Source organism: Microbacterium sp. NRRL B-14842 (assembly GCF_050470785.1).
In genome coordinates this window covers 1-26,548 of record NZ_JBFLUM010000004.1, presented here as the reverse complement: position 1 = coordinate 26,548, position 26,548 = coordinate 1, and the positions used below count along the sequence as shown (strand labels likewise).

The window sequence follows — 26,548 nt, the reverse complement described above, 5'->3', positions numbered from 1 at the left end:
CGCGGTGTGGGACGATCGGTTCCGCGTCCTCCACAACGTGACCGGTCTCTGGCTCCTCAGCGAGACGTGCGCGCGTGGGAGAGCGAAGACGGCAAGGCCATCGACCTGTCAGGGCTTCTCGACCAGGCGGCCGCCACAGCGCCGCCCTCCGCCGTGTTCGACGCGAACGACCCCTCGCTGTCGGCCCCCGGGGACATGCCGACGCGTATCGCTGGCCTCCTGCACGCACACGGTGCCGTCGCGCCCACCGATCGTCCCGGCGTTCGTGCGGCTCGTCGTGGAGAGCATCGCCGCCGCGTTCGCCGACGCGGTCCGCACGGCGGGCCGGCTCTCCGGGCAGTCTCTCGACGTCGTCCACCTCGTCGGCGGCGGGTCTCTCAACCGGCTGCTGTGTCAGGCGACGGCGGACCGCACCGGGCTTCCCGTCCTGGCAGGGCCTGTCGAGGCGACAGCCCTCGGCAACGTCCTCGTCCAGGCGCGGGCTCTGGGCGCGGCGCCGGCCGAGCTCTCGGAGCTTCGCGCCCTCGTCGCCGCGACGCATCCGCCGGCGGCCTATCGCCCGCGGAGCTCCTGAGTCCCGCTCAGCGCACGTTGCCGTTCGAGCACGTCTGCTGCGCGGCGGAGTTTCCCTTGATGGAATCGGGAAGCGCCACGACGTCCGGAGCCGTCGTGGGGGTCGGCGTCGCCCCCTGTGTCGGCGTGGTGGGCTCCGTGGGCTCGGTCGGAGTCGTCGGTTCCTCCACGACGACGCCATCGTTGCTGGTGTTCTCGTGCGTGATCTGCAACTGGGCGTTGGCCTCGATCGCGTCCCAGAGGGCGGCGGCGGCCTCCTCGTTCGGCACGACCTTGTTCGGGTCGTCCCAGTCCTCCAGGGTCGGATACTGCACGAACACGATGTCCTCGAACGGCACCGACTTCACGGCCAGCGCGATCTGCACGATCATCATCGGGTCGGCGAGCGACGTGCTCGTCTCCAGGTTCTGGATGCCGGTGTTGGCGAGCTTCAGCATGACCGGCACGTTGCCCAGCACCTCGCCGCTGATGAGCTTGCGGGCGAGACTGGACATGTACTGCTGCTGGTTGCCGATGCGGCCCAGGTCGCTGCCGTCGCCGACGCCGTGCCGGGTGCGGAGGAACTGCAGAGCCTCGAGGCCTGGACGGTGTGCGTGCCGGCCGCCATGTCCAGACCCGTGTAGCGGTCGCGGATCGGGTTCGCGAGGCAGACGTCGACCCCGCCGATCGCGTTGGTGATCTCGATGACACCACCGAACGTCACGGAGGCGGCGAACTGCACCTCCTGGTCCGTGAGCGCCGAGATCGTACGGACGACGCAGTTCAGCCCGCCGTCGGTGTACGCGACGTTGAGCGGCTGCTTGCTCATCGCGGCCGTGGCGTTGCCGTCCTCGTCCTCGCACGACGGGATGGGGATCATGAGGTCACGCGGGAAGCTGACGACGGTGATCCGCCGCGGCTCCTCGGACACGTGCACGAGCAGGTTCACGTCGTTGAGCGTGCCCTCGGCGTCGCCGCCGGTGCACCGGTCGCCGAAGTACTGCTTGTAGTCGTCCTCGCAGGTGTCGACTCCGGCGAGGACGAGGTTGAACCCACCCTTGTAGGCCCCGATGTCCGGCGGCAGGTCTTCCTGCCCGTCGAGATCGACGGCGTTCGCGGAGACGGTGCTGGAGAAGTCGAGGTAGAAGTAGGCCGCGACGCCGATGCCGCTGACGAGCACCACCGCCATGCTGATCGCGAGAAGCCGGAGGAGCTGGCTGACGGGACCGGGCGAGCGCAGCTGACCATGTCGCGCGACGGTGCGGCGGCGTCGGGTGTTCTCGCTCACTCGGGCCCTTTCGGATTCAGCGACGGCGGGGGTACCGCGCTCAGGAAGCGGAGGGTGTGGGATTCGAACCCACGAGACATCTCTGCCCACTGGTTTTCAAGACCAGCTCCATCGGCCGCTCGGACAACCCTCCCGACAGAAACTTCTGTCGACCAGGCGCGAGTCTAGCCGAGTTCTATTCTCCGGCGTCGACCTGGGCGGGCGCTGGAAGCGTGTTCAGGGCGGCGGCGAGCCCTCCCCGCTCGACGTCGGCGGTGATCTCCCCCGCGGCGTCCTTCACCTCGACCGGCGCCTGTCCCATGGCCACCGCGCGTCCGCCGCCGCTGCGGGCCCAGCCGAACATGCCGATGTCGTTGCGTCCGTCCCCGGCGACGAGCACCCGCGCAGCATCGAGACCGAGTTCGTCCCGCACACGCTCCAGGGCCGTGCCCTTGTCGACGCCCTGCGGAGCGATGTCCAGCCAGGCCGTCCACCCGATCGCATAGGAGACCTCGTTGAGGCCGGCGTCGGCGACGAGCCGATGGAAGTCGTCCTCGTCGTGTCCGGGCGAGACGACGACGATTCGGGAGACGGGAAGGGCTCCGAGCTCCTCGAAGTCGACCTGGCGTCCGCCGTCGAGAGTCCAGTCGTCGAGCTGCTCGGTGAACAGGCGCTGGCCGGAGCCGAGCTCGACCATGTACCGGGCGTCCGGGAGCCGATCCCGCAACAGGGCCAGCACGGGTGTCGGGTCGAAGGTCTCGACGTGCCAGCGCTCCCAGTCATCCCCGTCTCGGCGCATCGTCACGGCACCGTTGGAACACACCACATAGTCGGCGGTGAGGCCGAGCTCCTCCACATAGCGGCGGGTCGCCATCCAGCTGCGGCCGGTGGCGATGGTGACCACGTGCCCCGCTTCGCGGACTCGGGTGATGGCCTCGGGCACCCCGGGGCTCATCGTCTCGTCCTGGAGGAGGATGGTCCCGTCGACGTCGAGGCCGACCAGCCAGGGCGCCGTCACCGGGTGCTCTGCTCGTCGGCGAGCGGGCGGATCACCTCGAGTCCGCCGAGGTAGGGGCGCAGGACCTCGGGGACCCGTACCGAGCCGTCCGCCTGCTGATGCGTCTCGAGCAGGGCGACGATCCAGCGCGTGGTCGCGAGCGTGCCGTTGAGGGTCGCGACATGCTGGGTCTTCGGCGCCGTGCCGCCCTCCTCCGCCGCCGGGCGGTATCGCACGTCGAGACGACGCGCCTGGAAGGTCGTGCAGTTCGACGTGGAGGTCAGCTCGCGGAACGCTCCCTGGGTGGGGACCCATGCCTCGATGTCGTACTTGCGGGCTGCGCTGACCCGAGGTCACCTGCCGCCACATCGATCACCCGGTACGCGAGACCGAGCGAGGTCAGCATCTCCTCCTGGAGAGCGACGAGGCGCAGGTGCTCGCCTCGGCGTCCTCGCCGTGGTGTAGACGAACATCTCCAGCTTGTTGAACTGGTGCACGCGGATGATCCCGCGGGTGTCCTTGCCGTGCGAGCCGGCCTCACGGCGGTAGCAGGTCGACCATCCGGCGTAACGGAGCGCGCCAGGTGCCAGATCGACGATCTCGTCCTTGTGGTAGCCGGCGAGGGCGACCTCGCTCGTGCCGACCAGGTAGAGGTCGTCGTCCTTGTCGAGGTGGTAGACCTCATCGGCGTGCTCGCCGAGGAAGCCGGTGCCCTGCATGATCTCGGGGCGCACGAGGGTGGGCGTGATGAGCGGGACGAAGCCGTTCTGCAGCGCCTTGTCGAGAGCGAGGTTCATGAGCGCGATCTCGAGCCGGGCGCCGATCCCGCGGAGGAAGTAGAAGCGCGCTCCGGAGACCTTGGCCCCGCGCTCCATGTCGATGGCGCCGAGCATCTCACCGAGCTCGAGGTGGTCGCGCGGCTCGAAGTCGAACGCGGGGACCTCGCCCACGCGGCGCAATTCGACGAAGTCCTCCTCACCGCCGGCGGGGACACCGTCGATGACGACGTTCTCGATCCGCGCCAGTGCCGTGGCCGCGGCCTCGGCCGCCTCGTTCGCCGCGTGCTGCGCCTGCTTGACCCGGTCGGCGAGGTCCTTGGCCTGCGCGACCAGGGCGGCCTTCTCCTCCTTGGGTGCCTTCGCGACCTGCTTGCCGAACGCGTTCTGCTCGGCGCGCAGCTCCTCGAATGCGGCGAGCGCGGCGCGGCGCGACCGGTCGGCCTCGAGTGCGACGTCGACGGTGCTCTGGTCGTTGCCACGGGCAGCCTGCGAACGGCGGACGATCTCCGGGTTGTCGCGGAGGAGTGCGAGGTCGATCATCCCGCAAGTCTACGAGGTGCGAGGGGAGGGCCCGGGCGGGCGGTCTAGAGTAGCGCCATGACCACGAGTCCCCCCGTCCTGAAGCAGGCGGCGCTCGTGTACAACCCGGTGAAAGTGGACGGGAAGCGCCTGCGCGCTCAGGTCCGCGACCTCTCCCGCGAAGCGGGGTGGGATCACCCCGCTTTCTATCCGACGACCATCGAGGACGCGGGGCAGGGGGCGACGGCGGAAGCGCTCGCACGCGGGGTGGACGTCGTGCTCGTGGCCGGCGGCGACGGCACGGTGCGGGCGGTCGCCGAAGCCATCGCCCGCACGGGTGTCCCACTCGCGATCCTCCCGAGCGGCACCGGGAATCTCCTCGCGCGGAACCTCGGCCTCCCGCTGACCGACCCTGCGGAGATGATCCGCGCCGCGCTGGGCGACTTCCACCATCCGATCGACATCGGGTGGGCACGGATGACCAGGGAGGACGGCAGCGAGGAGGAGCACGCCTTCGTCGTGCTCGCCGGCATCGGTCTCGACGCCGACATGATCGCCAACACCCGAGCCGACCTGAAGAAGTCCGTCGGCTGGATCGCGTACGTCGACGGCGCGGCCCGGTCCCTTCCGCGCGCGAAGCCCTTCCGCGCCGTGTACCAGATCGGCACGGGACGCCTGCACTCCACGAAGGTGCACAGCATCCTGTTCGCGAACTGCGGCACCCTCCCCGCGGGCATCTCCCTCATCCCGGACGCCTCCATCACGGATGCCACCCTCGACGTCGCGGTCATCCAGCCCACCGGCGTGCTCGGCTGGCTGGGCGTCTGGCGGAAGATCTGGTGGGACAACTCCGTGCTGCGCCGCTTCCGCGCCGGACGCTTCGTGCTCGATCGCCGCGGCACGGACGCGTCCGTCCACTACTTCCGCGGCGCCCGCGCCGAGGCCGCCGCACCCGGCCCCACGCCGATCGAGCTCGACGGCGACGAGTTCGGGGAGGCCGTGCACGTCACCTGCCGGGCGGACCCCGGTGCGCTCCTGCTGGCGCTGCCCACCGGGCACCCGGTGCACATCATCTGACCAGGGGCTGCGGACTCAGCGCACCTCGACCGTGCCGTCGAGGCCGCCGCCGACGAGCGTCAGCTGGAACGGACCGTCGTCGTCGACGTCATCCTCGGGGAATTCGACCACCGTGGCCCGCGGCGCCATGTCCATGGTGCAGACCTGGTTCTCGTCGGTGACGAAGGTCACGGTCCCCGTGGATCCGTCGGCCTCGGCGGATTCGACGACCGGAGCACAGCTGGAGGACCCCCAGGTCAACAGGACGAGCCCGCCGTCGTCGAACCAGCCGGCCGACGGCTGGTACTCGGTCGCCGAGCCCGGCGTCGCCGTGGCCTCGGGGTCGGCATCGACATCGATCTCGTCGAGCAGGTCGCCGTAGGTCACCACGAGGGTGATGTCCTTCGTCGGGTCCACGCCCTCGGGCAGAGCGCCGACGCTCGCCCGCGGCGCGAGGTCCGCCGTGCACGCCTGCTCCGTCGCGCCATCGCCTTCAGGTTCGACGAGGGTGACCGAGACCCGCTGCCCCTCGGCGGTGATCTCGTCGACCTGAGGCAGGCACGTCGAGGATCCCCAGCTCACGATGGCGAACATCCGCGCGTCGTCGAGAAGCGTCGCGTCCATGTCGTCCTGCTCGTCGCTGCTCCCGGCGTTCCCGGGGCCGCTGGAGGGATCCGACGTGGTGTGCGGTGCGGTGCCGCCCGGGCCCACCGTGCAGCCGGCGAGGACGAGGGCCGCGGCGAGCGCGGAGGACACGGCGATCACGAGCCTGCGGGGAGTCATGCCCTCAGGGTAGCGGCGGGTTCCTCCGCCCGAAACGGGGGTTGACGGAATGCCCGCTCACTGCAGTGCGGAGGTGAGCCGCGCGAGGTTGTCGAGCACGGTGGAGCGCAGGGGCTGCTGCATCCATTCCTCGAGGCTCAGCTCCCTGCTCAGCGACCGGTACTTGTCCTCCACCTCGCGCATCTCGGCGACGAACTCCTCGCCGCGCACGAGCATCGAGACCTCGAGGTTCAGGCCGAAGGAGCGCATGTCCATGTTGCTCGAGCCGATGACGGCGACCTCGTCGTCGATGGTGAGGCTCTTCGTGTGGAGGATGTACGGCTTCCGGTACATCCAGATCCGCACGCCGGCGCGCAGCAGCGCTTCGTAGTAGCTGCGCTGCGCGTGGTAGACCATCGCTTGATCGCCCTCCTCCGAGACGAACAGCTGCACCTCGACCCCGCGGTCCACGGCCGCGGTGACCGCCAGCAGCAGGGCCTCGTCGGGCACGAAGTACGGGCTGACGATCATGATCTGCTTCTTCGCCGCGTAGAGGAGCGCGAGGAACAGCCGCAGGTTGTTCTCGACCTCGAAGCCGGGGCCGGACGGCACGACCTGGCAGTCCAGGTCCCCGGAGCCGATGTTGGCGTGGGAGATGTCGATCTCTTCGAGCACCTCATCGGTCTCGCTGTACCAGTCGCTGAGGAAGATCGCGTTGACGCTCAGCACGACGGGTCCGTCGAGCCTGACCATCAGGTCGACCCAGTGCAGACCGCGCCGGATGTTCTTCGGCAGGTTGTAGGTGGAGTCCGTGATGTTCTGCGAGCCCAGGAAGGCGATGTTGCCGTCCACGACGAGGAGCTTGCGGTGGTTGCGCAGGTCCGGCCGCTGCATCTTGCCCTTGAGCGGCTGCACGGGCAGCATCAGGTGCCACTCGGCGCCCATCTCGTTCAGACGCGCGATGGTCTGGCGATAGCGGGGCTTGCCGCGGTTCGCCCAGTGGTCCAGGAGCACGCGCACCGCCACGCCCCGCGCGGCGACCTCCTCGAGGGCGCGGAAGAAGTTGTCCGTCGAGTCGTCGGACTGCAGGATGTAGAACTCCACGTGCACGTAATCCTGCGCGGTGCGGATGGCCTCGGCCATCTCGTCGAGCGACTCCTGGTAGTCCGAGATGAGGTGCGCGCCGTTGTCCCCGGAGAGCGGCAGGGCACCGAGGCGCTGGTTCATCTGCACGATGGGACCGAACCATGCGGGGGCGTTGGGTCGCAGCGTCCCGAAGTGCAGGTGCTCGCTCGTCTCGGCGATGTACTCGTTGATCTGTTCCTGCTTCCGGCGCCGCGCGCGCGGCAGGCGGGGGTTCCCGATCAGCAGGAACAGGAAGACGCCGACCACCGGGATGAAGAACACGGCGAGGAGCCAGGCCATCGCCGCGGTGGGGCGGCGGTTGCGCGGAATGACGATGACGGCGGTGACGCGGATGATGATGTCGAGCACCAGGACCACGGCGGCGACCCACCAGCCCCAGGACTCCGCGGTCATCACGCCCCCTCACCCACACCGGGGATCGTCACCCCGGGGCGCACCGGACCCGGCGCGCTCGCTTCACAGTAGCGGATGGGTCGGACTCAGGCCCGCGGAGGCAGCCCGCGCGCGGCGCGTTCCTCGGCCTCGATCTGCGCATGGACCTTCCGTTCCGTGCGGTCGAACCGCAGGATGCCGCGGAGCACGACGAAGAAGACGATGCTGACGCCGACCGTCGGCAGGAGCGACCATGCCGCGGCGAGCCAGAAGTTGTCCATGCCTCCATCGTACGCGAGCGACTGATCGTGCACAGGCGGCGCTTCTCAGGATTCTCATCCACATGGGTCCATCACCGGTCCGACGGGCGCGAAGGCACGCGAACCTCTCCTCATGACAACCGTGCTCCGCGCCTCCGACTCCGCCCAGTTCCTCAGTATCGTGCCCGCACTCGCCGGCTTCACGCCGCGCGAGAGCATCGCCCTCCTCCCGTTCCACGGCACCCGCAGCGACGGGGCGATGCGCCTCGACCTCCCTGACGCCGCCGTCCCGGTCCTGCACTACGCCGCAGCGGCGGTCGAGCTCGTCGTCCGTGTCCCTGGCACCGACGCGGTGGCCGTCGTGGTGTACACCGACGAGCCCTCGCAGCGCACGCCTGACGGCCTGGTCCTGCCGCACGCCGTGATGGTCGACACACTGCTGGGCTGCGCCGAGGGAGCGGGCCTGCGCGCCGTCGAGGCCCTGTGCGTGACGCCCGAAGGATGGGCCCGCTACGACGACGCCGAGCCGGCGCTCCATCCGCTGTCGGACATCGTTCCCCCGCCGGACGCCTCCGCGCTCGGCGACGTCTCCGGCGACCAGTTCTCCGGCGCGGGACTCCCGCCGGTTCCCGCCGCAGAGGAGCAGCAGGTCGCGCGCGTGCTGCGCGGGCTCGACGGCGCGCTCCCGTCCGGGCCTGCCGGGGCCCCCGATCCGGCGGACGCGGAGGTGATCGCGGCGTACGCCCTCCTCGACGACATCCCCGCCTTCCTCGAAGCCGTCGCCCTCGCCCGTGAACCCCTGCAGCCTCTGGCCGCCGCAGCGCTCGTGTGGTGCCTCGGGCGCCCGCCGGTGCGCGACGCGGCCATCGCCCAGTGGGCCACCGATCACCGCCGCGGGATCCACACCATGGAGGCGCAGCTGGCTTTCGCAGCCTCCGGCGCTCCGGTACCCGACGACATCGGACGGGTGTTCCTCGGTCGCGGCCCGGCGCCGGACGGCGAGCGCCTTCGCACCGCGCTGCACGCCGTCCGACACGCCACTGCCCTGGCGCCACGAGAAGCGCGTCCCGGACCGCTCACGGTCGCCGCCTGGCTCTCGTGGGCGCTCGGCCGCGCCACGCACGCGGGACGCTACCTCGACATGGCCAGGGAGATCGATCCGGACTACAGCCTCGCCCTGCTCCTGGACACCATGATGTGCGGTGCCGTGCTGCCCGAGTGGGCCTTCCGCGGGCGGCGTGGAGAGTGAGCGGCTCGCGGCTACTTGACCAGCGGGAAGAGGATCGTCTCGCGGATGCCGAGGCCGGTGATCGCCATCAGCAGGCGATCGATGCCCATGCCCATGCCCCCGGACGGCGGCATGCCGTGCTCCAGCGCCCGCAGGAACTCCTGGTCGATCGGCATGGCCTCGACATCGCCGCGCGCGGCGAGCTTCGCCTGCTCCTCGAACCGTTCCCGCTGGATGACCGGGTCGACGAGCTCGGAGTAGCCGGTCGCCAGCTCGAAGCCACGGATGTAAAGGTCCCACTTCTCCACGACGCCCTCGACGGACCGGTGCTCGCGTACGAGAGGCGACGTGTCGACGGGGAAGTCCATGACGAAGGTCGGCCGCACGAGGTCACCCTTCACGAAGTGCTCCCAGAGCTCCTCGACGAGCTTCCCGTGCGTGGCCTGGGGCGGCACGTCGACGCCGTTGGCCTCGGCGAAGGCGATCAGGTCCTCGACGGCGTCCGTCGGCGTGACGGTGCGGCCGGAGGCGGCCGACAGCGACTCGTACATCGAGATGCGGTCCCACTCGCCGCCCAGGTCGTACTCGGTGCCGTCCGCCCAGGTCACCGTGGTCGACCCGGCGACGGCGACCGCCGCCTGCTGGACGAGCTCCTGGGTGAGCGCCGCCATCTGGTTGTAGTCGCCGTAGGCCTGGTAGGCCTCGAGCATCGCGAATTCCGGGCTGTGGGTCGAGTCGGCGCCCTCGTTGCGGAAGTTCCGGTTGATCTCGAACACGCGCTCGATACCGCCCACGACCGCGCGCTTCAGGTAGAGCTCCGGCGCGATGCGGAGGTAGAGCTCGGTGTCGAAGGCGTTGGAGTGGGTGATGAAGGGTCGGGCGGATGCGCCGCCATGCTGCACCTGCAACATGGGAGTCTCCACCTCGAGGTAGCCGTGCGCGGCGAACGTGGACCGCAGGCTGGCGTTCACCGCGGCGCGTGCGCGCACGGTCGTCCGCGCCTGTTCCCGCACGATGAGGTCGAGGTAGCGGCTCCGTACCCGGCCCTCTTCGCTGAGCTCGGCGTAGGCGTTGGGGAGCGGCAGGATCGCCTTCGAGGCGATGGCCCAATCATCCGCCATGATCGACAGCTCACCGCGGCGGCTGGAGATGACCTCGCCGTGCACGAAGACGTGGTCCCCGAGGTCGACGAACTCCTTCCACTCGGCGAGCGACTCCTCGCCGACGTTGGCCAGCGAGACCATCGCCTGGATCCGGGTGCCGTCCCCGGCCTGGAGGGTGGCGAAGCAGAGCTTGCCGGTGTTGCGGCTGAAGACCACGCGGCCGGCGACGCCGACGATCACACCGGTCTCGGCTCCGGGCTCGAGGTCGCCGTACTCCGCCCGCAGGGCGGGGATGCTGTGCGTCACCGGCACGGCGACCGGGAACGCCCCGCCGCCCGCGTCCGCGCGCTTCTCGATCAGGCGCTCGCGCTTGGCGAGGCGGACGGCCTTCTGCTCGTGGATGTCCTCTTCGGCGGAAGAGGCGGCCGAGGCCGTTTCGGGCGCGGCGGGCGCGTCAGTCATGTGCGGGGCTCCTTGGAAGTCGTACCCAGTTTACCGAGATGGCGCGGCGGACTCCGGCCGGTCGGGCGGAGACCGACGGCGGGCGTTCTTCCCGCGGCGCGGGGCTCGGTAGCCTCGAACCATGGCCCCCACCCGGATCCTCCGCGCCAGCGCCGTCCTCGCCCTCGCCGTCATCCCGGTCCTCGCCCCCTCGGTCGCCATGGCCGTGGAACGCCCGGCGACGACGGTCGCTGCGGCCGCCGATGTCGACGACTTCTCGTACGCATCCTGGGATGCGGTCTACGACGTCGGACTCGACGACGATGGCCGGGCGCGCATGCAGGTGACGGAGACGGTGGTCGCCCGCTTCCCCGACGCCGACCAGAACCGCGGCATCGTGCGGGGCCTGGCGACGACGTACAAGGGCGCCGGCATCGACACCCGGGTCATCGCGGTCACCGACGAGGACGGGACCGCGGTCCCGTACGAGACCGAGGAGGACGACGGGACCCTCTTCGTCCTCACCGGGGACGACGACTTCGTCCATGGCCTCACCACCTATGTCATCGAATACGAGATGCGCGACGTCATCGTCGGGAGCGCACCCGACGCGTCCGGTTCCCGCGCCGCGGACGAGTTCTACTGGGACCTCCTCCCCCTCGACAGCACGCAGCCGATCGAGGCGTTCCGGGCAGACATCCGATTCGATGCCGCCCTGAGCACCCATCTCACCGGGGCGACGAAGTGCTACATCGGTCCTTCCGGTTCCACGGAGCCCTGCGACCTCGAGGGACCGGTCGCAGACGGAGAGGCCACGACTTTCCGCGTCGAGGCCGCACCGCTGCCGGCGGCGGACGGGGTGACGGTAGCCGTCGGCTTCGACCCCGGCACGGTGGTCCAGCCATCCGCGCGGACCCCCGACCCCGTCGCCGATGTCGGGCCGGTGGTCGCCGCCGTCGGCGCCGTGGGTCTCGCGGCGGCCGGCTGGGCGGCGACCGTGGCCGCCGACCGACGTCGACGCCGCGCCACCGGGATCATCGTGGCGCAGTACGACGTCCCCGATGACCAGCCGCCCCTGCTCGCCGCGGCGCTCATCCCCGGCGCGAAGAACGTCGTCCCGGCGGAGATCGTCCACCTCGCCGTCCGCGGCACGCTGCGCATCGAGGAAGGGGCGTCGGACGAAGCGCCCCGGCTGCGACGACAGCCCCAGGGCAGCGCGCCGAGTCCCCTCGACCAGGCTGCGCTCGACGCGCTCTTCCCCCACGCGGATGCGGACGGCGTCGTGGACCTGCCGGCCGAGAGCGAGGCCTTCGCGACGCGGATGACCGCGCTGACGACGAAGGGCCAGGAGGAGGCCTCCCGCCGGGGCTTGACGACCAGGGTGCGGAGCCGCGCTGCCGTCATCCTGCAGTCCGTGGCCATCGCCGTCGCCGTGGTGGGTCTCGTCGTCGCCATCGTCGCCGTGGCATCCGGTCGCCTGTCTGCGGGACCCGCGCTTCTGGCCATCTCCGTCGGGACGCTGCTCGTCGCGGCTTCGAGCTTCTTCACCTTCTCTCGGCACACGGTCCTCACTCCGGAGGGAGCGCGGGCGTACGAGCACCTGCAGGGGGTGCGCGAGTTCATCCGCGTCGCGGAGGAGGATCGGTTGCGGATGCTGCAGTCCTACACCGGCGCGGAACGGCGCACGGAGGAGGGCGCGGACGTCATCCATGTGTACGAGCGCCTCCTCCCCTACGCGATGCTGTTCGGCATGGAGGACGAGTGGGGCCGGGTGCTCGAGACGGCGTACAGCCGGGAGGCGCACGGCCCGACGTGGATCGGCGACCCCACGTCCTTCGCTCTCCGCACGTCGCTCGTGGCGTTCATGAGCTCCTCCACGGCGGCCGCGACCTACTCGGCCCCGTCCACCGGTACGTCGTCCAGCACCGGCGGCTCGTTCGGCGGAGGCTTCTCCGGGGGCGGCGGTGGCGGCGGCTTCTCCGGCGGACGCTGAGCCGGGGTCACGGCGCGGGCGCGTGATCAGACGAGAGGTGGCGGGTCCGAGGCGTCGCGCAACGCCCGCTCGACGGTCGACTGCACCAAGGCCGACAGGAAGCCGCCCGGATTCTCGACCCCGATCTCCCGGAGCCGCGAGGTGGACTGTCCGATGATCGAACGGGAGAACTCCGTGGCCGTGGCGATCGCGTCGGCATAGGCGGCACGGTCGGCCTCCGCGATGACGACCGGTTCGCACCCCATCTCGACGGCCAGCGCCTGGGCGATCGGAAGCACGGCGGCGGGAGCGGTGACCGCCGCGAATCCTGCCTGCAACTGCCGGAGATCGATCGAGGTCCCGGTGAACGTGATCGCCGGATGCACCGCCAACGGGATGGCGCCGCGCTCCGCCGCCGGGCGCAGGACCTCGATGCCCTGTGCCGGATCGGTGTGGAGGACGAGCTGGCCGATCTGCCACCCGCCGAGCTCGGCGATGCCCGAGACCAGGGCCGACAGCTCAGCGGAAGGGACCGCGAGGATCACCAGTTCGGACCGCCGCACCACCTCCTGCGTCTCCAGCACCGGGACGCCGGGGAGCACCGCCGACGCACGCTCGTCGTCCGACCCGCTGGTGATCCCGACGATCGCGTGCCCGGCCCCGGCCAGCGCCGCGCCGATGACCGGTCCGACCCGCCCCGCGCCGATGATGCCGACGCCGAGACGGCCGTCGCGCACCACGCTCACTCCTCGCGCGGCGCGTCGGTTCGCGCCGGCGGCGCGGGCGGCGCGGTCGGCGCCGGCGGGGCCGAAGGCGCGGTCGTCTGCGGCGCCGGCGGAGCAGGTGGGGGTGCGACCGGGGGCGCCGTGACGGGAGGGGCCGGAGGCGGTGCGACCGGGGGCGCGGTCACCGGAGGCGCCGGCGGCGGCGTCACCGCAGGAGTCCGCACCGGCGGAGCAGGTGGGGCCGCCGACCCCGGGGATGCGGAGGGCGGCGCGACCGGGGGCGCGGGTGCCACGGACGGGGCTGATGCCGGGCCGCCGAACACGGGAGGCGCGGGAGGCATCGGAGCGGCAGGACCGCCGAACTGCGGCGGAGCGGGCGGCGCGACGGGAGCCGCGGCGTGCTCGCTCCACCGGTGGGTGTGGTCGCGGGATGCCGCTTCGGCGGCGGCGATGCTGACCTCGTCGAGCAGTGCGAGGGCATCGGCCCGCTCGAGACCCGACAGGAGGCCGGTGATCGGTCCGGGCACGGTGTGCACCTGGGCTCCGGAGACCGCCTGAGCCCGGTCGATCGGCCCCTGACTGAGCGACACACCCTGGAGACGCGCGAGCGGGAAGACCGCGAGCTTGCGCCACACGATGCCGCGGCGCAGCAGCAGTCCGTCCGTCGTCAGCGCGTATCCGTGGCGCTTCCAGGAGACCGGCCGCCGCCACCACGCCCGGCGCGGCATCGTCCGGTAGGGGTCGTTCTCGGCCGGACCGACGACGCCCTGATCCCACAGCGCGGGGATGCTCTCCGCCGGGACGTCGGGCAGCACGAGCGACAGCACGCGCTCGACGTCCGCGCGCTTGCCGACGGGCAGCACGACGTTGAACTGCTGACCGCTGCTCGACGACTGCTGGGCGGCGCTCTTGCCGCTCATTCGGTTGATCTTGATGGTCCACCAGCCGAACGGCCGCCAGAGCAGGGACTGCGACACCTCGACCGCGAAGATACGGCCGGGCGGGAGGGTCTCGGTGACGGTGGTGAGCAGTCCGTAGGTGATGCGCACGCCGTCGGGGGTGGGCGCGATGGAGTACCGCAGCGACTTCGAGATCTGCGCCCAGGTGATACCGACGACCGCGATGAGCATCGGGACGCCCATGCCGAGACCGATGCCGAGGAGGACGATCCCGCCGTCGGGATCCCCGTCGATGAGGACGCCGATCAGGGTGCTGCCGATCGCGATGGCGAAGATCACGCCGAAGAACACCAGCCACAGCAGCCCGGAGATGAGCTGCGAGCCGATCAGTCGGCCGGCGGGGATCTTGACGACGCTCTCGGGCACGACGTCCTGCAGGTCCACTCCGGCGAGCAAGCCGTTGACGCCCTCGTTCATCGAGCCGACGAGCTGTGCGCGCGCGGAGGTCGGAGCGGACCCGTCGGGCGTCGCTGCGCCCTGAGGGTCGAGGGCGGCGTGCCGTGCGGCGCGCGCGCCCGAGGCGAGTCGGAGGATCTCGGCGCGCACCCCCTCGGCCCGCGGCGTCGCCAGGTACTCCAGCGCGACGTTCGCATCCGTGCCCGCGCCCACGACCTCGAGCTTCGCGAGGCCGATGATGCGTGCGGGGAACGGCCGCGTGAGGTTCACGCCCTGCACGCGGTCGAGGGGCGCGCGGCGATGGGAGCGGAAGATGATGCCCTTTCGCACCTCGACGTGGTCGCCGGTGATGCGGAACTGCTGGAAGCGCCAGACGAACCAGAAGACCGCCACGAGCACCACGACGAGCGCCAGGACACCCAGCAGCGCGATCAGGGCGAAGTTGTTCGCGAGCACCCAGTCCACCGGGTCGCCCCCGGTGTACTCGTCGTAGTGCGCCTCCTCCGGCGCGAACTGCCCGACGAGCCAGGCGATGACCCGGTCGCGCATGTTCGCGATCACGATGCCGCCCACGATGATGAGCGCCAGGCCGCCCTTGAACAGCGGCGTCAGCGGATGCATCCGGTGCCATTCGCCGTCCGCGAGGTGCGTCGACGGCGTGCCCGCGGAGGTCTGCCCCGGCGCGGCGGTGGGAAGCTGCGACTCGCTCACAGGCCGGTCCGGCGGGTCTCGGCGACCTGGATCAGCGTGTCGCGCAGCGCCTCGGCCGCTGCCTGGGTGAGGCCGGGGATCTGCACACCGGTGGTCGCCGCCGCGGTGACCATCTTGAGCTGGGAGATGCCGAACGCCCGGTCGAGCGGCCCCTGGGTGATGTCGACGAGCTGCATACGCCCGTACGGCACCGCGATCATGCGCTGCCACAGGATGCCCTTGCGGAATACGATGTCGTCCGCCCGCAGCATGTAGCCGATCGCCCGCGCCTGTCGCGGGAGGATGATCAGCGTCACGAGCGTGATGAGGATGATCATCCCGGCCGGGATCCACACCCAGTCCTGCTCGAGCACGATGTTCAGGACGATCGCGGCGGCAACGACGATGGCCAGGAAGATGACGTTCTGCACGATCTGCGACACGACGTAGCGCGGCGAGATCTGGTGCCAGGTGCCGTCGAGCTCGAGGCGGGACTCGTTGCGTGCCGTGCGCAGCCGCGTGTACGTGCCCTGGTCGAGGGCGTCGAGGTCAGTGCCCTCCGCCGGGTTCAGGGGCGCGGTCTCTGGGTTCTGAGTCATCAGGATCCTTCGGCAGGGTGCAGAACTGTTCGGCGACGAGAGCGGCGACGACGAGCACGACCGCACTCGCGATCAGCGCCACCATGGCCACAGTCGACCCTATCGGGGGATCGATGGGGCGCGTGAGGAGGAAGGCCAGCAGCCCGGCGCCGAAGCCGGCCAGGATCGCGCCCAGCAGGCTGGATGCCCGGGCGAGGGTCGCGGCCCGCAGGGCACGGAACGGGTCGATGCGCACCCCGGACCGGACGCTGCGCCGCACCGGCCAGGCCACCCCGAGCGATGCGCCGGCGATGAGGACGAGCAGCACCGGGAGGAACAGGGACGGCGTGAACGTGGCTCGACCGGTCGCCGTGAGCATCTGGTCGAGGATGAACCCCGCACCGGCGCCGACGAGCGCGAGGACGGCGAGCAGCCCGGCAGAGGTGCGCTTCATCCCTCGCCTCGCGCGCGGAGGTCCGCCGCCAGATCAGCGACGCGGCGCCCCGCGAGCTCGGCGTCGGGGGCGACGTCGAGCCAGGGCTCCAGGACGAACAGCCGCTCCGCCGCCCGCGGATGGGGCAACTGGATCCGGGGGTCGTCCGAGACGACGTCGCCGTAGGCGATGAGGTCGAGGTCCAGAGTGCGGTCACCCCACCGCTCGCCGCGGACGCGACCGTTCTCGTCCTCGATGGCGTGCAGCATGCCGAGGAGGATCTCCGGAGCGAGGCGCGTGGTCACCAGAGCCACTGCGTTCACGTAGCCGGGGGCGTTGGGATCGGGGCCGTCCACGCGGAGCGCCACCGTCTCGAACAGGCGCGACAGGCGCACGTCGGAGACGAGCGGAAGACGCCCGATTCGTGCCGCCGCAGCGCGGATCGTGTCCTCGCGGTCGCCGAGGTTGGCGCCGAGCGCCACGACCGCCACCGTCTCCGGGCGTGGCGGCCGGGGGCCCGGCACCTCCGGCGGGCGCGTGAGGTTGCGGCTCATGTCGTGATGTCCTCCAGCGACTCCGGCGCCCGCGTCCGATGCACCGTCACGGCCACATCACCGAAGGTCAGCGGGATCGGCGCCTGCGGCTTGTGCACCGTCACGGTCACCTGCTGCACGCGGCGGTCGCCGAGGGCGACGTCCGCGATCCGCTCGGCCAGGGTCTCGATGAGGTTCACCGGCTCACCCGACACGACCGCGGCCACGCGCTCCGCGAGCTCGCCGTAGTGGACCGTGTCGGCCACGTCGTCGGAGGCGGCGGCCTGTTCGAGGGAGAGCCGCAGCCGGAGGTCGACCGTGAACTCCTGCCCGTTCTCCCGCTCGTGCGGGTAGACGCCGTGGTGGCCGAACACAGTCAGCCCTGTCAGCACGATCTCGTCGAGGAAGTCCATGCCTCTAGGGTACGGTGACGCTCCGACTCCGCACTCAGCCTTCCCAGGCGCGGGTGATCGCAAGGGCGTCGCGGGTCCCCGCGACGTCGTGCACGCGCACCGCCCAGGCGCCGGCGCGCATCGCGAGCGCACTCGTCACCGCGGTGGCGAGGTCCCGGCGCTCCTCGGAGACGCCGTCACTGCCCGGCGCCGCCGACTGCAGCACGTCGGCGAGGAAGCGCTTGCGCGACGTCCCGACCAGCACGCGGAAGCCGAGGCCCACGATCTCGTCGAGGCCCCGCAGCACATCCCAGTTCTGGCCGCCCGCCTTGGCGAACCCGATACCCGGGTCGACGATCACGCGGGACGGCGCGATGCCGGCGGCCGCCGCCTCCCCGATCCGCTCGCGCAGCTCGCCGGCCACCTCCCGGGCGACACGGCGATAGTCGGCGTTCGCGTACATGTCGGCGGAGAAGCCCCGCCAGTGCCCGATCGCGAAGTCGGCTCCCGACTCCGCCACCGCGGCGCGCATGTCGGGGTCGGCGAGCCCGCCGGAGACGTCGTTGACGATGCGCGCCCCCGCACGGACGGCCGCCGCCGCGGTCGACGCGTTGAGGGTGTCGATGCTGACGACGACGCCGGCCGCCGCGAGCTGCTCGACGACGGGAAGGACGCGGCGCTGCTCCTCCTCCACCCCGACGCGCTCCGCCCCCGGCCGGGTCGACTCTCCCCCGACGTCGAGGACGGACGCCCCTTCGGCTCGCAGGCGAAGGCCGTGGGCGACCGCCCGGTCCGCGTCGAGGTAGCGCCCGCCGTCGCTGAACGAGTCGGGCGTGACGTTGACGATGCCCCAGATCCCGGTCATGCGCGCGACGTCCCGCCCCCTGGCACGGTCATGCCGATCAGGGTCACCAGTTCCGCACGTGCCACCGGATCGGTGTAGACCCCGCGCGCCGCGATGGTCAGCGTCGAGGCCTCGGTCTGCCGTCCACCCCGCATCGTCACGCAGCCGTGGCTGGCATCGAGCACGACGAGCACGCCACGGGCATCGAGGTTCTCGGCGATCGTGTCGGCGATCTGCTCGCCCAGCCGCTCCTGCACCTGCGGCCGCGCGGCGAGGATCTCGACGACGCGCACGAGCGCACCGAGACCGACGACCTGCTCGCCCGGAAGGTAGGCGATGTGCGCATGCCCCGCGAAGGGCAGCAGGTGGTGTTCGCACACCGAGCGGAAGCGGATGTCGCGCAGGAGCACCGCGCCGGAGGGCAGGGTGTCCGGCGCCGGCCCGCGGGTCACGCTGATCGTGTGCGCGAGCGGCTCGGCGGGATCCTCCCCCACCCCGGCGAAGAACTCCGCGTACAGCTCGGCCATCCGGGAAGGAGTCTGCTTGATCCCCGGGCGATCGGGGTCCTCGCCGATCGCCTCCAGGAGTTCCCTGGTGAGCCATTCGACGCGTCCCTTGTCGACGGTCACGTCACGCCGTCGCGGGACGAGGGCTGCCCGCTCCGGCGGAGCCCTGCTGCGGGCGCGGCGGGGTCGTCGGCGCCTCGACGGAGGCGGCGAGCGAGACGTCCTTCTTCGGGACCTCGATCGGCGGCCGCTCCGAGACCGGGCGGTCCTCACTCGACAGCCACAGCGGACGCTCCGGGAGCTTCTTCACCTCGGTGAAGATCTCGGCGATGCGGTTGTGGTCGAGGGTCTCCTCCTCGAGGAGGGCCAGAGCGAGACGGTCGAGGATGTCGCGGTTCTCGCTGAGCACCGCGTACGCCTCGTTGTGCGCCTGCTCGATGAGCGCCCGCACCTCGGCGTCGACGCGCTCCGCGACCTTCTCCGAGTACTCGCGGCCGCGGCCCATGTCGCGGGCGACGAACATGTCGCCGCCCTCGGTGCCGAGCTTGACGGGGCCGACCTGCGTCGTCATGCCGTACTCGATGACCATCTTGCGAGCGATCGAGGTCGCCTTCTCGATGTCGTTCGAGGCACCGGTGGTCGGGTCGTGGAAGACGATCTCCTCGGCGACGCGGCCGCCCATGGCGTAGGTGAGCTGATCCTGCAGCTCGTTGCGGGTCACGGAGTACTTGTCGTCCAGCGGCAGCACCATCGTGTAGCCGAGCGCCTTGCCGCGGGGCAGGATCGTGATCTTCGTCACGGGATCCGTGTAGTTCATCGCCGCCGCCGCGAGTGCGTGTCCGCCCTCGTGGTACGCCGTGATGAGCTTCTCCTTGTCCTTCATCACGCGCGTGCGGCGCTGCGGACCCGCGATCACACGGTCGATGGCCTCGTCGAGGGCGCGGTTGTCGATGAGCTGCGCGTTCGAGCGGGCCGTGAGCAGCGCGGCCTCGTTGAGCACGTTCGCCAGGTCGGCACCGGTGAAGCCGGGGGTCTTGCGGGCGACGACCTCGAGGTCGACGTTCTTCGACAGCGGCTTGCCCTTGCTGTGCACCTCGAGGATCTTCTGGCGACCCTTGAGGTCGGGGGCGTCGACGCCGATCTGGCGGTCGAAACGTCCGGGGCGCAGGAGCGCGGGGTCGAGGATGTCGGGACGGTTGGTGGCCGCGATCACGATGACGTTCGCGTTCGGGTCGAAGCCGTCCATCTCGACGAGCATCTGGTTCAGCGTCTGCTCGCGCTCGTCGTTTCCGCCGCCCATGCCGGCGCCGCGGTGGCGACCGACGGCGTCGATCTCGTCGATGAAGATGATGGCCGGAGCGTTCTCCTTGGCCTGGCTGAAGAGGTCGCGCACGCGGGAGGCACCGACGCCGACGAACATCTCGACGAAGTCGGAACCGGAGATCGAGTAGAACGGGGCGCCGGCCTCGCCGGCGACGGCGCGGGCGAGGAGGGTCTTTCCGGTTCCGGGAGGGCCGTACAGCAGCACGCCCTTCGGGATGCGGGCGCCGATGGCCTGGAACTTCGCCGGGTCCTGCAGGAACTCCTTGATCTCGTGGAGTTCCTCGATCGCCTCGTCTGCTCCGGCGACGTCCGCGAAGGTGACCGTCGGGGTCTCCTTGTTGACGAGCTTGGCCTTGGACTTGCCGAACTGCATGACCTTGCCGCCGCCGCCCTGCATGGACGACAGGAGCCACCAGAACAGCAGGCCGAGCAGCACGAGGGGAAGCAGCAGCGAGAGGAAGCCGTCGAACCAGGTCGCGCGCGGCACGGCGTCGTTGAAGCCGTCCTTCGGAGCGGCCGCGTCGATCGCGGAGACCACCTCGTCGGCGCGGGCCTCGACGTAGTAGAACTGGACGTTCTCGGAGCCCTCGAACGGCTTCGACAGCGTCATGTCCACGCGCTGATCGCCATCGGTGGTGACGACCTCGGTCACGGTCTTGCCGGAGAGCAGCTCGAGCCCCTCCTGCGTCGTGATCTGCTTCGGCGCGCCGAGGTTGGAGATCAGCAGGAATCCGCCGAAGAGCAGCACGCCGATCAGAGCGACGTAGATCAGCGGATTGCGGGTGAGCTTCTTCACATCCATGGTCGGATCAGCGTATCGCCTCCGTGCTAGGGGGCCGCTGTGCGTTCACCCACGGCGCAACGCTCCCGCCTCTGGGTCGCTGAGCTTGCCGAAACGTGGGTCGCTGAGCTTGCCGAAACGTGGGTCGCTGAGCCTGTCGAAGCGTGGGTCGCTGAGCCTGTCGAAGCGTCAGCTGTACACGTGGGGCGCCAGCACCGCGACGTCGCGGAGGTTGCGGTAGCGCTCGGCGTAGTCGAGCCCGTAGCCGACGACGAATTCCACGGGGATGTCGAAGCCGACGTACTTGCAGTCGATCTCGACCTTCGCGGCCTCCGGTTTGCGCAGCAGCGCGAGCACCTCGATCGACTCCGCACCGCGGGACCCGAAGTTCTCCAGCAGCCAGCTCAGCGTGAGGCCGGAGTCGATGATGTCCTCGACGATGAGCACGTGCTTGCCGTGCAGGTCGGTGTCGAGGTCCTTCCGGATCTGCACGACACCGCTCGACTTCGTACTGGCGCCGTAGCTCGACACCGCCATCCAGTCCATCGGCGCGTGGAACGGCAGTGCGCGTGCGAAGTCGGCCATGACCATGACCGCGCCCTTCAGCACGCCGACGAGGAGGAGGTCCTTGCCCTCGTAGTCCTTCGCGACCTGCGCCGCGAGCTCTTCGAGCTTGGCGTTGATCTCCTCCTCGGTGACGAGGATCTGTGCAAGGTCGTCCTGGATCTCCGCGGCGCGCATGGATCGATTTTAGGCGACGCGGCGGTGTGCTCCGGTCGCAGACGCGTACCCTCCCCTGCGCGACGACACCGCACTACTCTGACGGTGACGCGGGCGCACGCCCCGACGGAAGGAGATCCCCATGGCGACTCACGACATCCTCAGCCAGGTGCCCCTCGACGACATCGCGCAGAAGCTCGGAGTGTCGCGTGACGAGGCCAAGGTCGCGGTCGAGCAGGGGGGCGCCGTGCTCCTCGGCGGACTCGCGAAGAACGCGGAGAGCTCGGAAGGATCGGCGGCCATCGAGAAGGCCCTCGGCAAGCACCGCGGCGCGTCGAGCCCGGCGACGGTCGACGACATCGACCAGGAGGACGGCGAGAAGATCGTCTCCCACATCCTCGGCGGGAAGGAGAAGGAGGTCACGAAGGAGCTGACGGAGTCGAAGGCGACCCCGGGCATCGACTTCGGGAAGCTCCTCCCCATCCTCGCGCCGATCGTGATGGGTCTCATCGCCAACGCGACCAAGGACAAGACGGCGAAGGCGGATGCGGGCACGGAGGGCTCCGGCGGGATCGGCGACGTCATCGGCGGCATCCTCGGCGGCGGCGACTCGGGCTCCGGCGGCGGGTTGGGTGACGTGCTGGGTGGCCTCCTCGGCGGCGGCAAGAGCGGCTCCGGCGGCGGCATCGACCTCGGCGGGATCCTCGGCGGCCTCTTCGGCGGCAAGAAGTAGGACGTGACGCCGCCGCGGCCAGGGATTCAGCGGGTCGCAGCGGTGAACACGATTCGGCCGCCCTGGCGCACGGCGGCGCACCCCGGCAGGTCGATCGGCCCTTGACCCGACCAGTCGGTCACGAGGCGGGCGACCTCGATCGTCTGCGCACGGCTCAGGCTCGCCCCGAACTCGCTGTCGACCACGAGACGGATGATGCGGTTGCGCAACGCGGCGGGGTTGGCGGCGAGCGCGGCGACGCTCACGGAGATCCCGGCCTCGGCATGCTCGACGATGTCCTCGATCGTCTCGTGGATCATCTCGTCGAACGCCTCCGCGTCCTCCCGGAGCTGCTCGGCGGTGCGAGCCAGCGCCTCGGCGATGCCCGGGCCGAGCTGCGTCTCCAGCACGGGGAGCACGTGGTGACGCACCCGCACCCGCGTATAGCGGTCGTCGGTGTTGTGGGGGTCTTCCCACGGCTGCAGCTCCGTCGCGGCGCAGAAGGCGCGGGTGGTCTCGCGGCGCACGCCGAGCAGAGGGCGCAGCCAGCGGAGGCCGTGGTCGTCCTCCCGATCCGGCGCCATCCCCTGCAGGCTCGTCGCCCCGGAGCCGCGGGCGAGCCCGAGGAGGACGGTCTCCGCCTGATCGTCGAGGGTGTGGCCGAGCAGGACCGCCCGCGCGCCGATATCACCCGCCGCGTCCCGGAGCACGCGGTACCGCGCATCCCGCGCGGCCGCCTCCGGACCGCCGTCGCCGTCGACCTCGACACGGACGACGAGCGCCTCGAGCCCGAGCTGTCCGGCGATGCGTCCCGTCTCGGCGGCGACCTCGGCAGACCCTTCCTGCAGACCGTGGTCGACTGTCACCGTGGTCGCACGCACCCCCCGCTTCGCAGCCTCGAACGCGGTGGCCGCCGCCAGTGCGAGCGAGTCGGCACCGCCGGACAGCGCGACGACCACGGTCGAGCCCTCGGGCAGATCGGCGAGCGCGGTGCGCACGGCGAGGCGGATCTCGGCGACGGCGGGGGCGAGGGAAGGCATCCCTCCACGCTAGGGCACCGTCTCGTCCGTCACGGTTGGAATCCGCGGCCCCCGAGTAGGCTGGTCGGCGGCATCCAACCGATCTTCCTGAGGAGCACACGCATGGGCGCACACGACGCCGTCATCGAGATCCCGCGCGGCAGCCGCGTGAAGTATGAGGTCGACCACGAGACCGGGCGAGTGCACCTCGACCGCGTGCTCTACACGACCTTCGGCTACCCGGCCGACTACGGCTACTTCGACAACACGCTCGGCGAGGACGGCGACCCGCTCGACGTGCTGGTGCTGCTGGACCACGCCATCTACCCGGGCGTCGTCGTCGAGGTCCGCCCCGTCGCGGTGCTGAAGATGAGCGACGAGGCCGGCGGAGACGACAAGCTCGTCGCCGTGCTCTCCAAGGACCCGCGCTGGGCCCACATCCAGGACATCGACGACATCGCCGAGTACACGAAGAAGGAGATCGCACACTTCTTCGAGCACTACAAGGACCTCGAGCCCAACAAGTGGGTCAAGGTCGACGAGTGGGGCAACGCCGCCGAGGCGCAGCGCATCCTCGACGAGGCCATCGTCCGCTTCGGCGAGCAGGGTCACTGACCCGCTATGGGTCGCTGAGCCTGTCGAAGCGAAGACCCCCGGACGCCATGCATCCGGGGGTCTTCCGCTGTCCAGCCGTCCGTCAGACGGAGATGCCCTTGCTCGCCATGAAGTCGATGGGGTTCGTGTAGCGGCCGTTGATGTAGACCTCGAAGTGCAGGTGGCAGCCGAAGGAACCGCCGGTGTTGCCCGCATAGGCGATGACCTGGCCGGCCCGCACCCACTGGCCGTTCCGGACGGCGAACCCGCCGGGCTTGATGTGCGCGTAGCCCGTCGCGATGCCGCCGCCATGCTGGATGCGGACGTAGTTGCCGTACCCGCCGTTGTAGAGGCCGCGTCGACGGTCCCGGAGTGCGCCGCGTAGATCGCCGCGCCGCAGCCGTTGGCGAGGTCGACGCCGTAGTGCCAGCTCGACGAGCAGCCGTTGGCGTTGCACTGCTGCGAGCGGGGGCCGTAGCCGGAGCTGCGGTAGCCGCCGTGCGGACGCACCCAGCCGCCGCTCCCCGGCGTCCCGCCGCCGCCGCTGTTGCCGCCGGCGTTCGCGGCGGCCTCGGCGGCTTCTCGGCGCTTGCGCTCCTTCTCGCGCTCCTCGACGCCTTTCTGGTAGCCGGCGACGGTGGTCGCGGTGGTGTCCTTCAGCGCGGCGAGCTGCGCCTGCATGGTGGCGAGGTTCGAGGACTGCTCGTCGAGCGCGGCCTGCGCGGCGTCGGCGGCCTGCTGCGCCGCGACCATCTTCTCTTCGGCGATCTTCTGCAGGCGGTCGCGCTCGTCACGGGCGACGACGGCCTGATCGCTGAGGGATTGTGCGGAGTTCCGCGCGGCGACCGCGTCGTTGTAGACGGTCTTGTTGTATTCGAGGAGCTTGTCCATGGAGCCGAGGCGGGCGAGGAGTTCGTCAGCGTTGGCGGCGGAATCCGCGAAGAACAGCTCCAGCGAGGTGTCGTCACCGCCGTTGCGGTAGAGCTGTGCGGCGACCTGGCCGGCCTTGCGGGCGGACTCGTCGGCGACGGCGGCCTGTGCGTCCGCCTTCTCCTGCAGGGAGTCGGCCTCGGCGATCGCGGCGAAGTAGGCCTGCTGCGCGTTGTAGAACTCGGTCGAGGCGACCTCGCCGCGGCCTGTGTCTCGGAGACCTTCTGCGTGAGCGACTGGATCAGCCCCTCGATGCGCTTCACCTCTGCGGCTTTGGAGGCCTCGTTCTGCTTGGCCTTCTGCACGTCGTCCCAGCTCGGATACGACGCGGCGTGCGCGGCCGTGACACCGGACGAGATGCCGAACGCGCTGAGGGCGACGACGCTGAGCGCGCGAGTCCGAGAGCGCCGCGGCGGCTGATCCCGTCGCGGAAGAGGGTACGGCGCTCCGCCGGGTGGGGCGCACACCCGCAGTCCGCGGATGCCGCGAGTGCCGCATCCTGCGTGGTCTTCTCGTTCACACGGCCCCTTCCGCCGGTTTCACAGATGCCACAGTAACAACAACTTTCACACCAGCACCAGACTCCTGGAACGGCGCGAACGGCATCCCCGGCTCCTCCATGGTCCCGCTCGAACACGCCGGGGGAAGCGGGTTCGGGCCTCGATTCGCGATTTGCCCGGATGATCCCTTATGCTTGAGCGTCGGCAAGGAAGTCCCCGGGACTGACTCGGCCCCATCGTTTAGCGGCCTAGGACGCCGCCCTTTCACGGCGGTAGCACGGGTTCGAATCCCGTTGGGGTCACTCCATCCGATACAATTGAAAACACCAGTATGGCCCTGTAGCGCAGTTGGTTAGCGTGCCGCCCTGTCACGGCGGAGGTCGCGGGTTCAAGTCCCGTCAGGGTCGCTCCGTGCGACGAGCTCTTTCTTCGGAGAGGGCTCTTCGTCTAGGACGCGGCAGCATCATCGCCGCGCGGCTCTGTAGCTCAGTTGGTAGAGGCGTTCGACTGAAAATCGAAAGGTCACCGGATCGATGCCGGTCGGAGCCACACGGCTGATCATTACAATCAGCCCAGAAACCCTCGCCTAGCTTCTACATGGCGGGGGTTTTGCTTTCCCCCGCGGCGACCGCGTGCGGCAGCGCGTGGGTCACGAGGCTCACGAGGAATTTCCCCGGCTCCTCGAACATGCACAGGTGTGCGGAGTTCTCGAACCAGACGACGTGCGTCGCGGGCGCCGTCACGGTCTCCAGCCAGCGGGCCACCGGTCCGGTGGGCGTCGTCCAGTCGTGTCGTCGAGGAACTGGAGCATCGGCACCTCGAACGCCGTCTGATCGCGGGCGTCGAAGCCGAGCAGGGCCGGCAGCACCTCGGGCATGGTCGCGCGCTGCCCGACACCGATGAGGCTCAGGTCGGCGTCGTGTAATACGGGGACAGCTCCTGCGAGTCGGTGAAGTAGGCGAAGTCGGAGCGATACGCCGAGAGGCCGCCGTAGTACTGCGCCCATCTCCGGCAGGTCACGATGCGTTCGACGGTCAACGGCTCCTCGCCGGGGTACTCCCCGAGCGCCTGCAACTCGGAGATCGCCTGCTCGTTCCGGTCCGCGACAGCACTCTGCATCGCGTGGCGGAAGCTCTCCTCCTCGTTCTCGGGCCCGGAGATGACCTGGCCGACGCCGATGTACGCCCACAGCAGGTCGGGGCACCGCTGGGCCAGAGTGAGACCGAGGACCGTCCCCCAGCTGTGCCCGAGGACTCCGACCTTGTGCACGCCGAGCTCCCGCTGGAGCCACGCGATCAGCTCCGCGAGATCGTCGACGTACCGGTCGACGCTGAGGTCCATGCCTTCGGATACTGCGCTCGCGGACTTGCCGCTCGCGCGCTGGTCGTAGTTGACGACCGTGAAGTACTCCTCCACGCCTCGTTGCCAGATCCACGACGAGGGCAGCGACGGCAGGGCC

The 26,548-nt window shown here is 70.4% G+C and carries 28 protein-coding genes, 4 tRNA genes and 2 pseudogenes; 10 read left to right on the top strand and 24 right to left on the bottom strand.

Annotation, left to right across the window (positions count from 1 at the left end; genetic code table 11):
* The first annotated feature begins 4 nt into the window (after positions 1-4).
* Complete coding sequence (locus tag AB1285_RS16980; RefSeq protein ID WP_429977535.1) at positions 5-574, top strand: FGGY-family carbohydrate kinase; 570 nt, start codon at positions 5-7, stop codon at positions 572-574.
* A gap of 7 nt (positions 575-581) precedes the next feature.
* On the opposite strand, the gene AB1285_RS16975 is transcribed toward AB1285_RS16980, so the two are convergent.
* The 5 genes and pseudogenes from AB1285_RS16975 to AB1285_RS16955 all read right to left on the bottom strand — a co-directional run bounded on the left by AB1285_RS16975 (position 582) and on the right by AB1285_RS16955 (position 4,135).
* Positions 582-1,067 carry a hypothetical protein gene (locus AB1285_RS16975; protein ID WP_429977536.1) on the bottom strand — a complete coding sequence of 162 codons (486 nt, stop codon included), beginning with the start codon at positions 1,065-1,067 and terminating at the stop codon, positions 582-584.
* 33 nt (positions 1,068-1,100) lie between these two features.
* Positions 1,101-1,741: pseudogene (locus AB1285_RS16970) on the bottom strand (LCP family protein); the annotation flags it as partial.
* Between the two features lie 147 nt (positions 1,742-1,888).
* Positions 1,889-1,973, bottom strand: a tRNA-Ser gene (locus tag AB1285_RS16965).
* Between the two features lie 42 nt (positions 1,974-2,015).
* The gene (locus AB1285_RS16960; protein WP_187663229.1) at positions 2,016-2,837 is read right to left on the bottom strand and encodes an HAD family hydrolase; all 822 of its coding nucleotides are present in this window, start codon (positions 2,835-2,837) and stop codon (positions 2,016-2,018) included.
* Positions 2,834-4,135, bottom strand: a pseudogene (locus AB1285_RS16955) (serine--tRNA ligase). The gene AB1285_RS16960 and the pseudogene AB1285_RS16955 overlap by 4 nt, the downstream one beginning before the upstream one ends.
* Before the next feature lie 57 nt (positions 4,136-4,192).
* Between AB1285_RS16955 and AB1285_RS16950 the strand changes: the two are divergent.
* A complete protein-coding gene (locus AB1285_RS16950) occupies positions 4,193-5,191 on the top strand; it encodes a diacylglycerol/lipid kinase family protein (protein ID WP_370428375.1) in 999 nt (332 codons plus the stop codon).
* Between the two features lie 15 nt (positions 5,192-5,206).
* Here AB1285_RS16950 and AB1285_RS16945 read toward each other — a convergent pair whose 3' ends face one another.
* The 3 genes from AB1285_RS16945 to AB1285_RS16935 all read right to left on the bottom strand — a co-directional run bounded on the left by AB1285_RS16945 (position 5,207) and on the right by AB1285_RS16935 (position 7,731).
* Complete coding sequence (locus AB1285_RS16945; RefSeq protein WP_370428376.1) at positions 5,207-5,953, bottom strand: hypothetical protein; 747 nt, start codon at positions 5,951-5,953, stop codon at positions 5,207-5,209.
* A gap of 57 nt (positions 5,954-6,010) precedes the next feature.
* A complete protein-coding gene (cls, locus tag AB1285_RS16940) occupies positions 6,011-7,471 on the bottom strand; it encodes a cardiolipin synthase (protein WP_363588017.1) in 1,461 nt (486 codons plus the stop codon).
* 86 nt (positions 7,472-7,557) lie between these two features.
* Positions 7,558-7,731 carry a hypothetical protein gene (locus AB1285_RS16935; protein WP_167627854.1) on the bottom strand — a complete coding sequence of 58 codons (174 nt, stop codon included), beginning with the start codon at positions 7,729-7,731 and terminating at the stop codon, positions 7,558-7,560.
* Positions 7,732-7,843: 112 nt separating this feature from the next.
* Here AB1285_RS16935 and AB1285_RS16930 point away from each other — a divergent pair, with 112 nt between their 5' ends.
* Positions 7,844-8,959 carry a DUF4192 family protein gene (locus AB1285_RS16930; RefSeq protein ID WP_268777641.1) on the top strand — a complete coding sequence of 372 codons (1,116 nt, stop codon included), beginning with the start codon at positions 7,844-7,846 and terminating at the stop codon, positions 8,957-8,959.
* Between the two features lie 11 nt (positions 8,960-8,970).
* Here the strand turns inward: AB1285_RS16930 and lysS are convergent, their stop codons facing one another.
* The gene (gene lysS / locus AB1285_RS16925) at positions 8,971-10,503 is read right to left on the bottom strand and encodes a lysine--tRNA ligase (RefSeq protein ID WP_187663223.1); all 1,533 of its coding nucleotides are present in this window, start codon (positions 10,501-10,503) and stop codon (positions 8,971-8,973) included.
* Positions 10,504-10,624: 121 nt separating this feature from the next.
* Between lysS and AB1285_RS16920 the strand changes: the two genes are divergently transcribed.
* Complete coding sequence (locus tag AB1285_RS16920) at positions 10,625-12,475, top strand: DUF2207 family protein (RefSeq protein WP_370428377.1); 1,851 nt, start codon at positions 10,625-10,627, stop codon at positions 12,473-12,475.
* A 26-nt stretch (positions 12,476-12,501) separates the two neighbouring features.
* Here the strand turns inward: AB1285_RS16920 and AB1285_RS16915 are convergent, their stop codons facing one another.
* From AB1285_RS16915 to hpt, 10 genes are all read right to left on the bottom strand, one after another.
* Positions 12,502-13,194 carry a DUF2520 domain-containing protein gene (locus AB1285_RS16915; protein WP_259953614.1) on the bottom strand — a complete coding sequence of 231 codons (693 nt, stop codon included), beginning with the start codon at positions 13,192-13,194 and terminating at the stop codon, positions 12,502-12,504.
* 2 nt (positions 13,195-13,196) lie between these two features.
* Positions 13,197-15,245 (bottom strand): PH domain-containing protein, encoded by a 2,049-nt coding sequence (locus tag AB1285_RS16910; protein WP_259953612.1) that lies wholly within the window; start codon positions 15,243-15,245, stop codon positions 13,197-13,199.
* A complete protein-coding gene (locus AB1285_RS16905) occupies positions 15,242-15,823 on the bottom strand; it encodes a PH domain-containing protein (protein ID WP_259953608.1) in 582 nt (193 codons plus the stop codon). Before AB1285_RS16905 ends, AB1285_RS16910 begins: the two co-directional genes overlap by 4 nt.
* Positions 15,774-16,256 (bottom strand): DUF3180 domain-containing protein, encoded by a 483-nt coding sequence (locus AB1285_RS16900; protein WP_259953606.1) that lies wholly within the window; start codon positions 16,254-16,256, stop codon positions 15,774-15,776. Before AB1285_RS16900 ends, AB1285_RS16905 begins: the two co-directional genes overlap by 50 nt.
* A complete protein-coding gene (gene folK, locus AB1285_RS16895; protein ID WP_370428378.1) occupies positions 16,253-16,789 on the bottom strand; it encodes a 2-amino-4-hydroxy-6-hydroxymethyldihydropteridine diphosphokinase in 537 nt (178 codons plus the stop codon). The genes AB1285_RS16900 and folK overlap by 4 nt, the downstream gene beginning before the upstream one ends.
* Complete coding sequence (gene folB, locus AB1285_RS16890) at positions 16,786-17,181, bottom strand: dihydroneopterin aldolase (RefSeq protein WP_259953603.1); 396 nt, start codon at positions 17,179-17,181, stop codon at positions 16,786-16,788. Before folB ends, folK begins: the two co-directional genes overlap by 4 nt.
* Positions 17,182-17,215: 34 nt before the next feature.
* Positions 17,216-18,025, bottom strand: a complete 810-nt coding sequence (gene folP, locus AB1285_RS16885; protein WP_259953601.1) for a dihydropteroate synthase — start codon at positions 18,023-18,025, stop codon at positions 17,216-17,218.
* Positions 18,022-18,633: a GTP cyclohydrolase I gene (folE, locus tag AB1285_RS16880; protein WP_370428379.1), complete on the bottom strand. Its 612-nt coding sequence runs from the start codon at positions 18,631-18,633 to the stop codon at positions 18,022-18,024. The genes folP and folE overlap by 4 nt, the downstream gene beginning before the upstream one ends.
* Before the next feature lies 1 nt (position 18,634).
* Positions 18,635-20,635, bottom strand: coding sequence for an ATP-dependent zinc metalloprotease FtsH (ftsH, locus tag AB1285_RS16875; RefSeq protein ID WP_187663214.1), 2,001 nt, complete (start codon positions 20,633-20,635; stop codon positions 18,635-18,637).
* Between the two features lie 168 nt (positions 20,636-20,803).
* Entirely contained in the window at positions 20,804-21,355 is a 552-nt protein-coding gene (hpt, locus tag AB1285_RS16870) for a hypoxanthine phosphoribosyltransferase (protein ID WP_187663213.1), read from the bottom strand.
* A gap of 121 nt (positions 21,356-21,476) precedes the next feature.
* Here hpt and AB1285_RS16865 point away from each other — a divergent pair, with 121 nt between their 5' ends.
* Positions 21,477-22,067, top strand: coding sequence for a DUF937 domain-containing protein (locus tag AB1285_RS16865; protein ID WP_259953597.1), 591 nt, complete (start codon positions 21,477-21,479; stop codon positions 22,065-22,067).
* A 26-nt stretch (positions 22,068-22,093) separates the two neighbouring features.
* Here the strand turns inward: AB1285_RS16865 and tilS are convergent, their stop codons facing one another.
* Positions 22,094-23,086 carry a tRNA lysidine(34) synthetase TilS gene (gene tilS, locus AB1285_RS16860; RefSeq protein WP_370428380.1) on the bottom strand — a complete coding sequence of 331 codons (993 nt, stop codon included), beginning with the start codon at positions 23,084-23,086 and terminating at the stop codon, positions 22,094-22,096.
* Positions 23,087-23,188: 102 nt separating this feature from the next.
* On the opposite strand from tilS, the gene AB1285_RS16855 reads away from it, so the two are divergent.
* Positions 23,189-23,680 (top strand): inorganic diphosphatase, encoded by a 492-nt coding sequence (locus AB1285_RS16855; protein ID WP_017204665.1) that lies wholly within the window; start codon positions 23,189-23,191, stop codon positions 23,678-23,680.
* 82 nt (positions 23,681-23,762) lie between these two features.
* Here the strand turns inward: AB1285_RS16855 and AB1285_RS16850 are convergent, their stop codons facing one another.
* The gene (locus AB1285_RS16850; RefSeq protein WP_429977534.1) at positions 23,763-24,116 is read right to left on the bottom strand and encodes a M23 family metallopeptidase; all 354 of its coding nucleotides are present in this window, start codon (positions 24,114-24,116) and stop codon (positions 23,763-23,765) included.
* A 41-nt stretch (positions 24,117-24,157) separates the two neighbouring features.
* Between AB1285_RS16850 and AB1285_RS16845 the strand changes: the two genes are divergently transcribed.
* The 4 genes from AB1285_RS16845 to AB1285_RS16830 all read left to right on the top strand — a co-directional run bounded on the left by AB1285_RS16845 (position 24,158) and on the right by AB1285_RS16830 (position 25,638).
* The gene (locus AB1285_RS16845) at positions 24,158-25,009 is read left to right on the top strand and encodes a hypothetical protein (protein WP_429977533.1); all 852 of its coding nucleotides are present in this window, start codon (positions 24,158-24,160) and stop codon (positions 25,007-25,009) included.
* A 309-nt stretch (positions 25,010-25,318) separates the two neighbouring features.
* Positions 25,319-25,391, top strand: a tRNA-Glu gene (locus AB1285_RS16840).
* 31 nt (positions 25,392-25,422) lie between these two features.
* Positions 25,423-25,496: transfer RNA gene (locus tag AB1285_RS16835), tRNA-Asp, on the top strand.
* Positions 25,497-25,564: 68 nt separating this feature from the next.
* Positions 25,565-25,638: transfer RNA gene (locus tag AB1285_RS16830), tRNA-Phe, on the top strand.
* 44 nt (positions 25,639-25,682) lie between these two features.
* Here AB1285_RS16830 and AB1285_RS16825 read toward each other — a convergent pair.
* The 3 genes from AB1285_RS16825 to AB1285_RS16815 all read right to left on the bottom strand — a co-directional run.
* Positions 25,683-25,853: a hypothetical protein gene (locus tag AB1285_RS16825; RefSeq protein ID WP_429977532.1), complete on the bottom strand. Its 171-nt coding sequence runs from the start codon at positions 25,851-25,853 to the stop codon at positions 25,683-25,685.
* Positions 25,829-25,966 carry a hypothetical protein gene (locus AB1285_RS16820; RefSeq protein WP_429977531.1) on the bottom strand — a complete coding sequence of 46 codons (138 nt, stop codon included), beginning with the start codon at positions 25,964-25,966 and terminating at the stop codon, positions 25,829-25,831. The genes AB1285_RS16825 and AB1285_RS16820 overlap by 25 nt, the downstream gene beginning before the upstream one ends.
* 29 nt (positions 25,967-25,995) lie before the next feature.
* Positions 25,996-26,548, bottom strand: a 553-nt coding sequence (locus tag AB1285_RS16815; protein WP_429977530.1) for an alpha/beta fold hydrolase, incomplete at its 5' end; no start/stop codon positions are given.

Coding starts and splice junctions, on each gene's coding strand:
- cls (WP_363588017.1), bottom strand. CDS start 7,471: ATGACCGCGGAGTCCTGGGGCTGGTGGGTCGCCGCCGTGGTCCTGGTG.
- AB1285_RS16820 (WP_429977531.1), bottom strand. CDS start 25,966: ATGCCCGAGGTGCTGCCGGCCCTGCTCGGCTTCGACGCCCGCGATCAG.
- ftsH (WP_187663214.1), bottom strand. CDS start 20,635: ATGGATGTGAAGAAGCTCACCCGCAATCCGCTGATCTACGTCGCTCTG.
- AB1285_RS16900 (WP_259953606.1), bottom strand. CDS start 16,256: ATGAAGCGCACCTCTGCCGGGCTGCTCGCCGTCCTCGCGCTCGTCGGC.
- AB1285_RS16975 (WP_429977536.1), bottom strand. CDS start 1,067: ATGTCCAGTCTCGCCCGCAAGCTCATCAGCGGCGAGGTGCTGGGCAAC.
- AB1285_RS16930 (WP_268777641.1), top strand. CDS start 7,844: ATGACAACCGTGCTCCGCGCCTCCGACTCCGCCCAGTTCCTCAGTATC.
- tilS (WP_370428380.1), bottom strand. CDS start 23,086: ATGCCTTCCCTCGCCCCCGCCGTCGCCGAGATCCGCCTCGCCGTGCGC.
- AB1285_RS16945 (WP_370428376.1), bottom strand. CDS start 5,953: ATGACTCCCCGCAGGCTCGTGATCGCCGTGTCCTCCGCGCTCGCCGCG.
- AB1285_RS16865 (WP_259953597.1), top strand. CDS start 21,477: ATGGCGACTCACGACATCCTCAGCCAGGTGCCCCTCGACGACATCGCG.
- folP (WP_259953601.1), bottom strand. CDS start 18,025: ATGACCGGGATCTGGGGCATCGTCAACGTCACGCCCGACTCGTTCAGC.
- lysS (WP_187663223.1), bottom strand. CDS start 10,503: ATGACTGACGCGCCCGCCGCGCCCGAAACGGCCTCGGCCGCCTCTTCC.
- AB1285_RS16905 (WP_259953608.1), bottom strand. CDS start 15,823: ATGACTCAGAACCCAGAGACCGCGCCCCTGAACCCGGCGGAGGGCACT.
- AB1285_RS16920 (WP_370428377.1), top strand. CDS start 10,625: ATGGCCCCCACCCGGATCCTCCGCGCCAGCGCCGTCCTCGCCCTCGCC.
- folB (WP_259953603.1), bottom strand. CDS start 17,181: ATGGACTTCCTCGACGAGATCGTGCTGACAGGGCTGACTGTGTTCGGC.
- AB1285_RS16935 (WP_167627854.1), bottom strand. CDS start 7,731: ATGGACAACTTCTGGCTCGCCGCGGCATGGTCGCTCCTGCCGACGGTC.
- folK (WP_370428378.1), bottom strand. CDS start 16,789: ATGAGCCGCAACCTCACGCGCCCGCCGGAGGTGCCGGGCCCCCGGCCG.
- AB1285_RS16950 (WP_370428375.1), top strand. CDS start 4,193: ATGACCACGAGTCCCCCCGTCCTGAAGCAGGCGGCGCTCGTGTACAAC.
- hpt (WP_187663213.1), bottom strand. CDS start 21,355: ATGCGCGCCGCGGAGATCCAGGACGACCTTGCACAGATCCTCGTCACC.
- AB1285_RS16855 (WP_017204665.1), top strand. CDS start 23,189: ATGGGCGCACACGACGCCGTCATCGAGATCCCGCGCGGCAGCCGCGTG.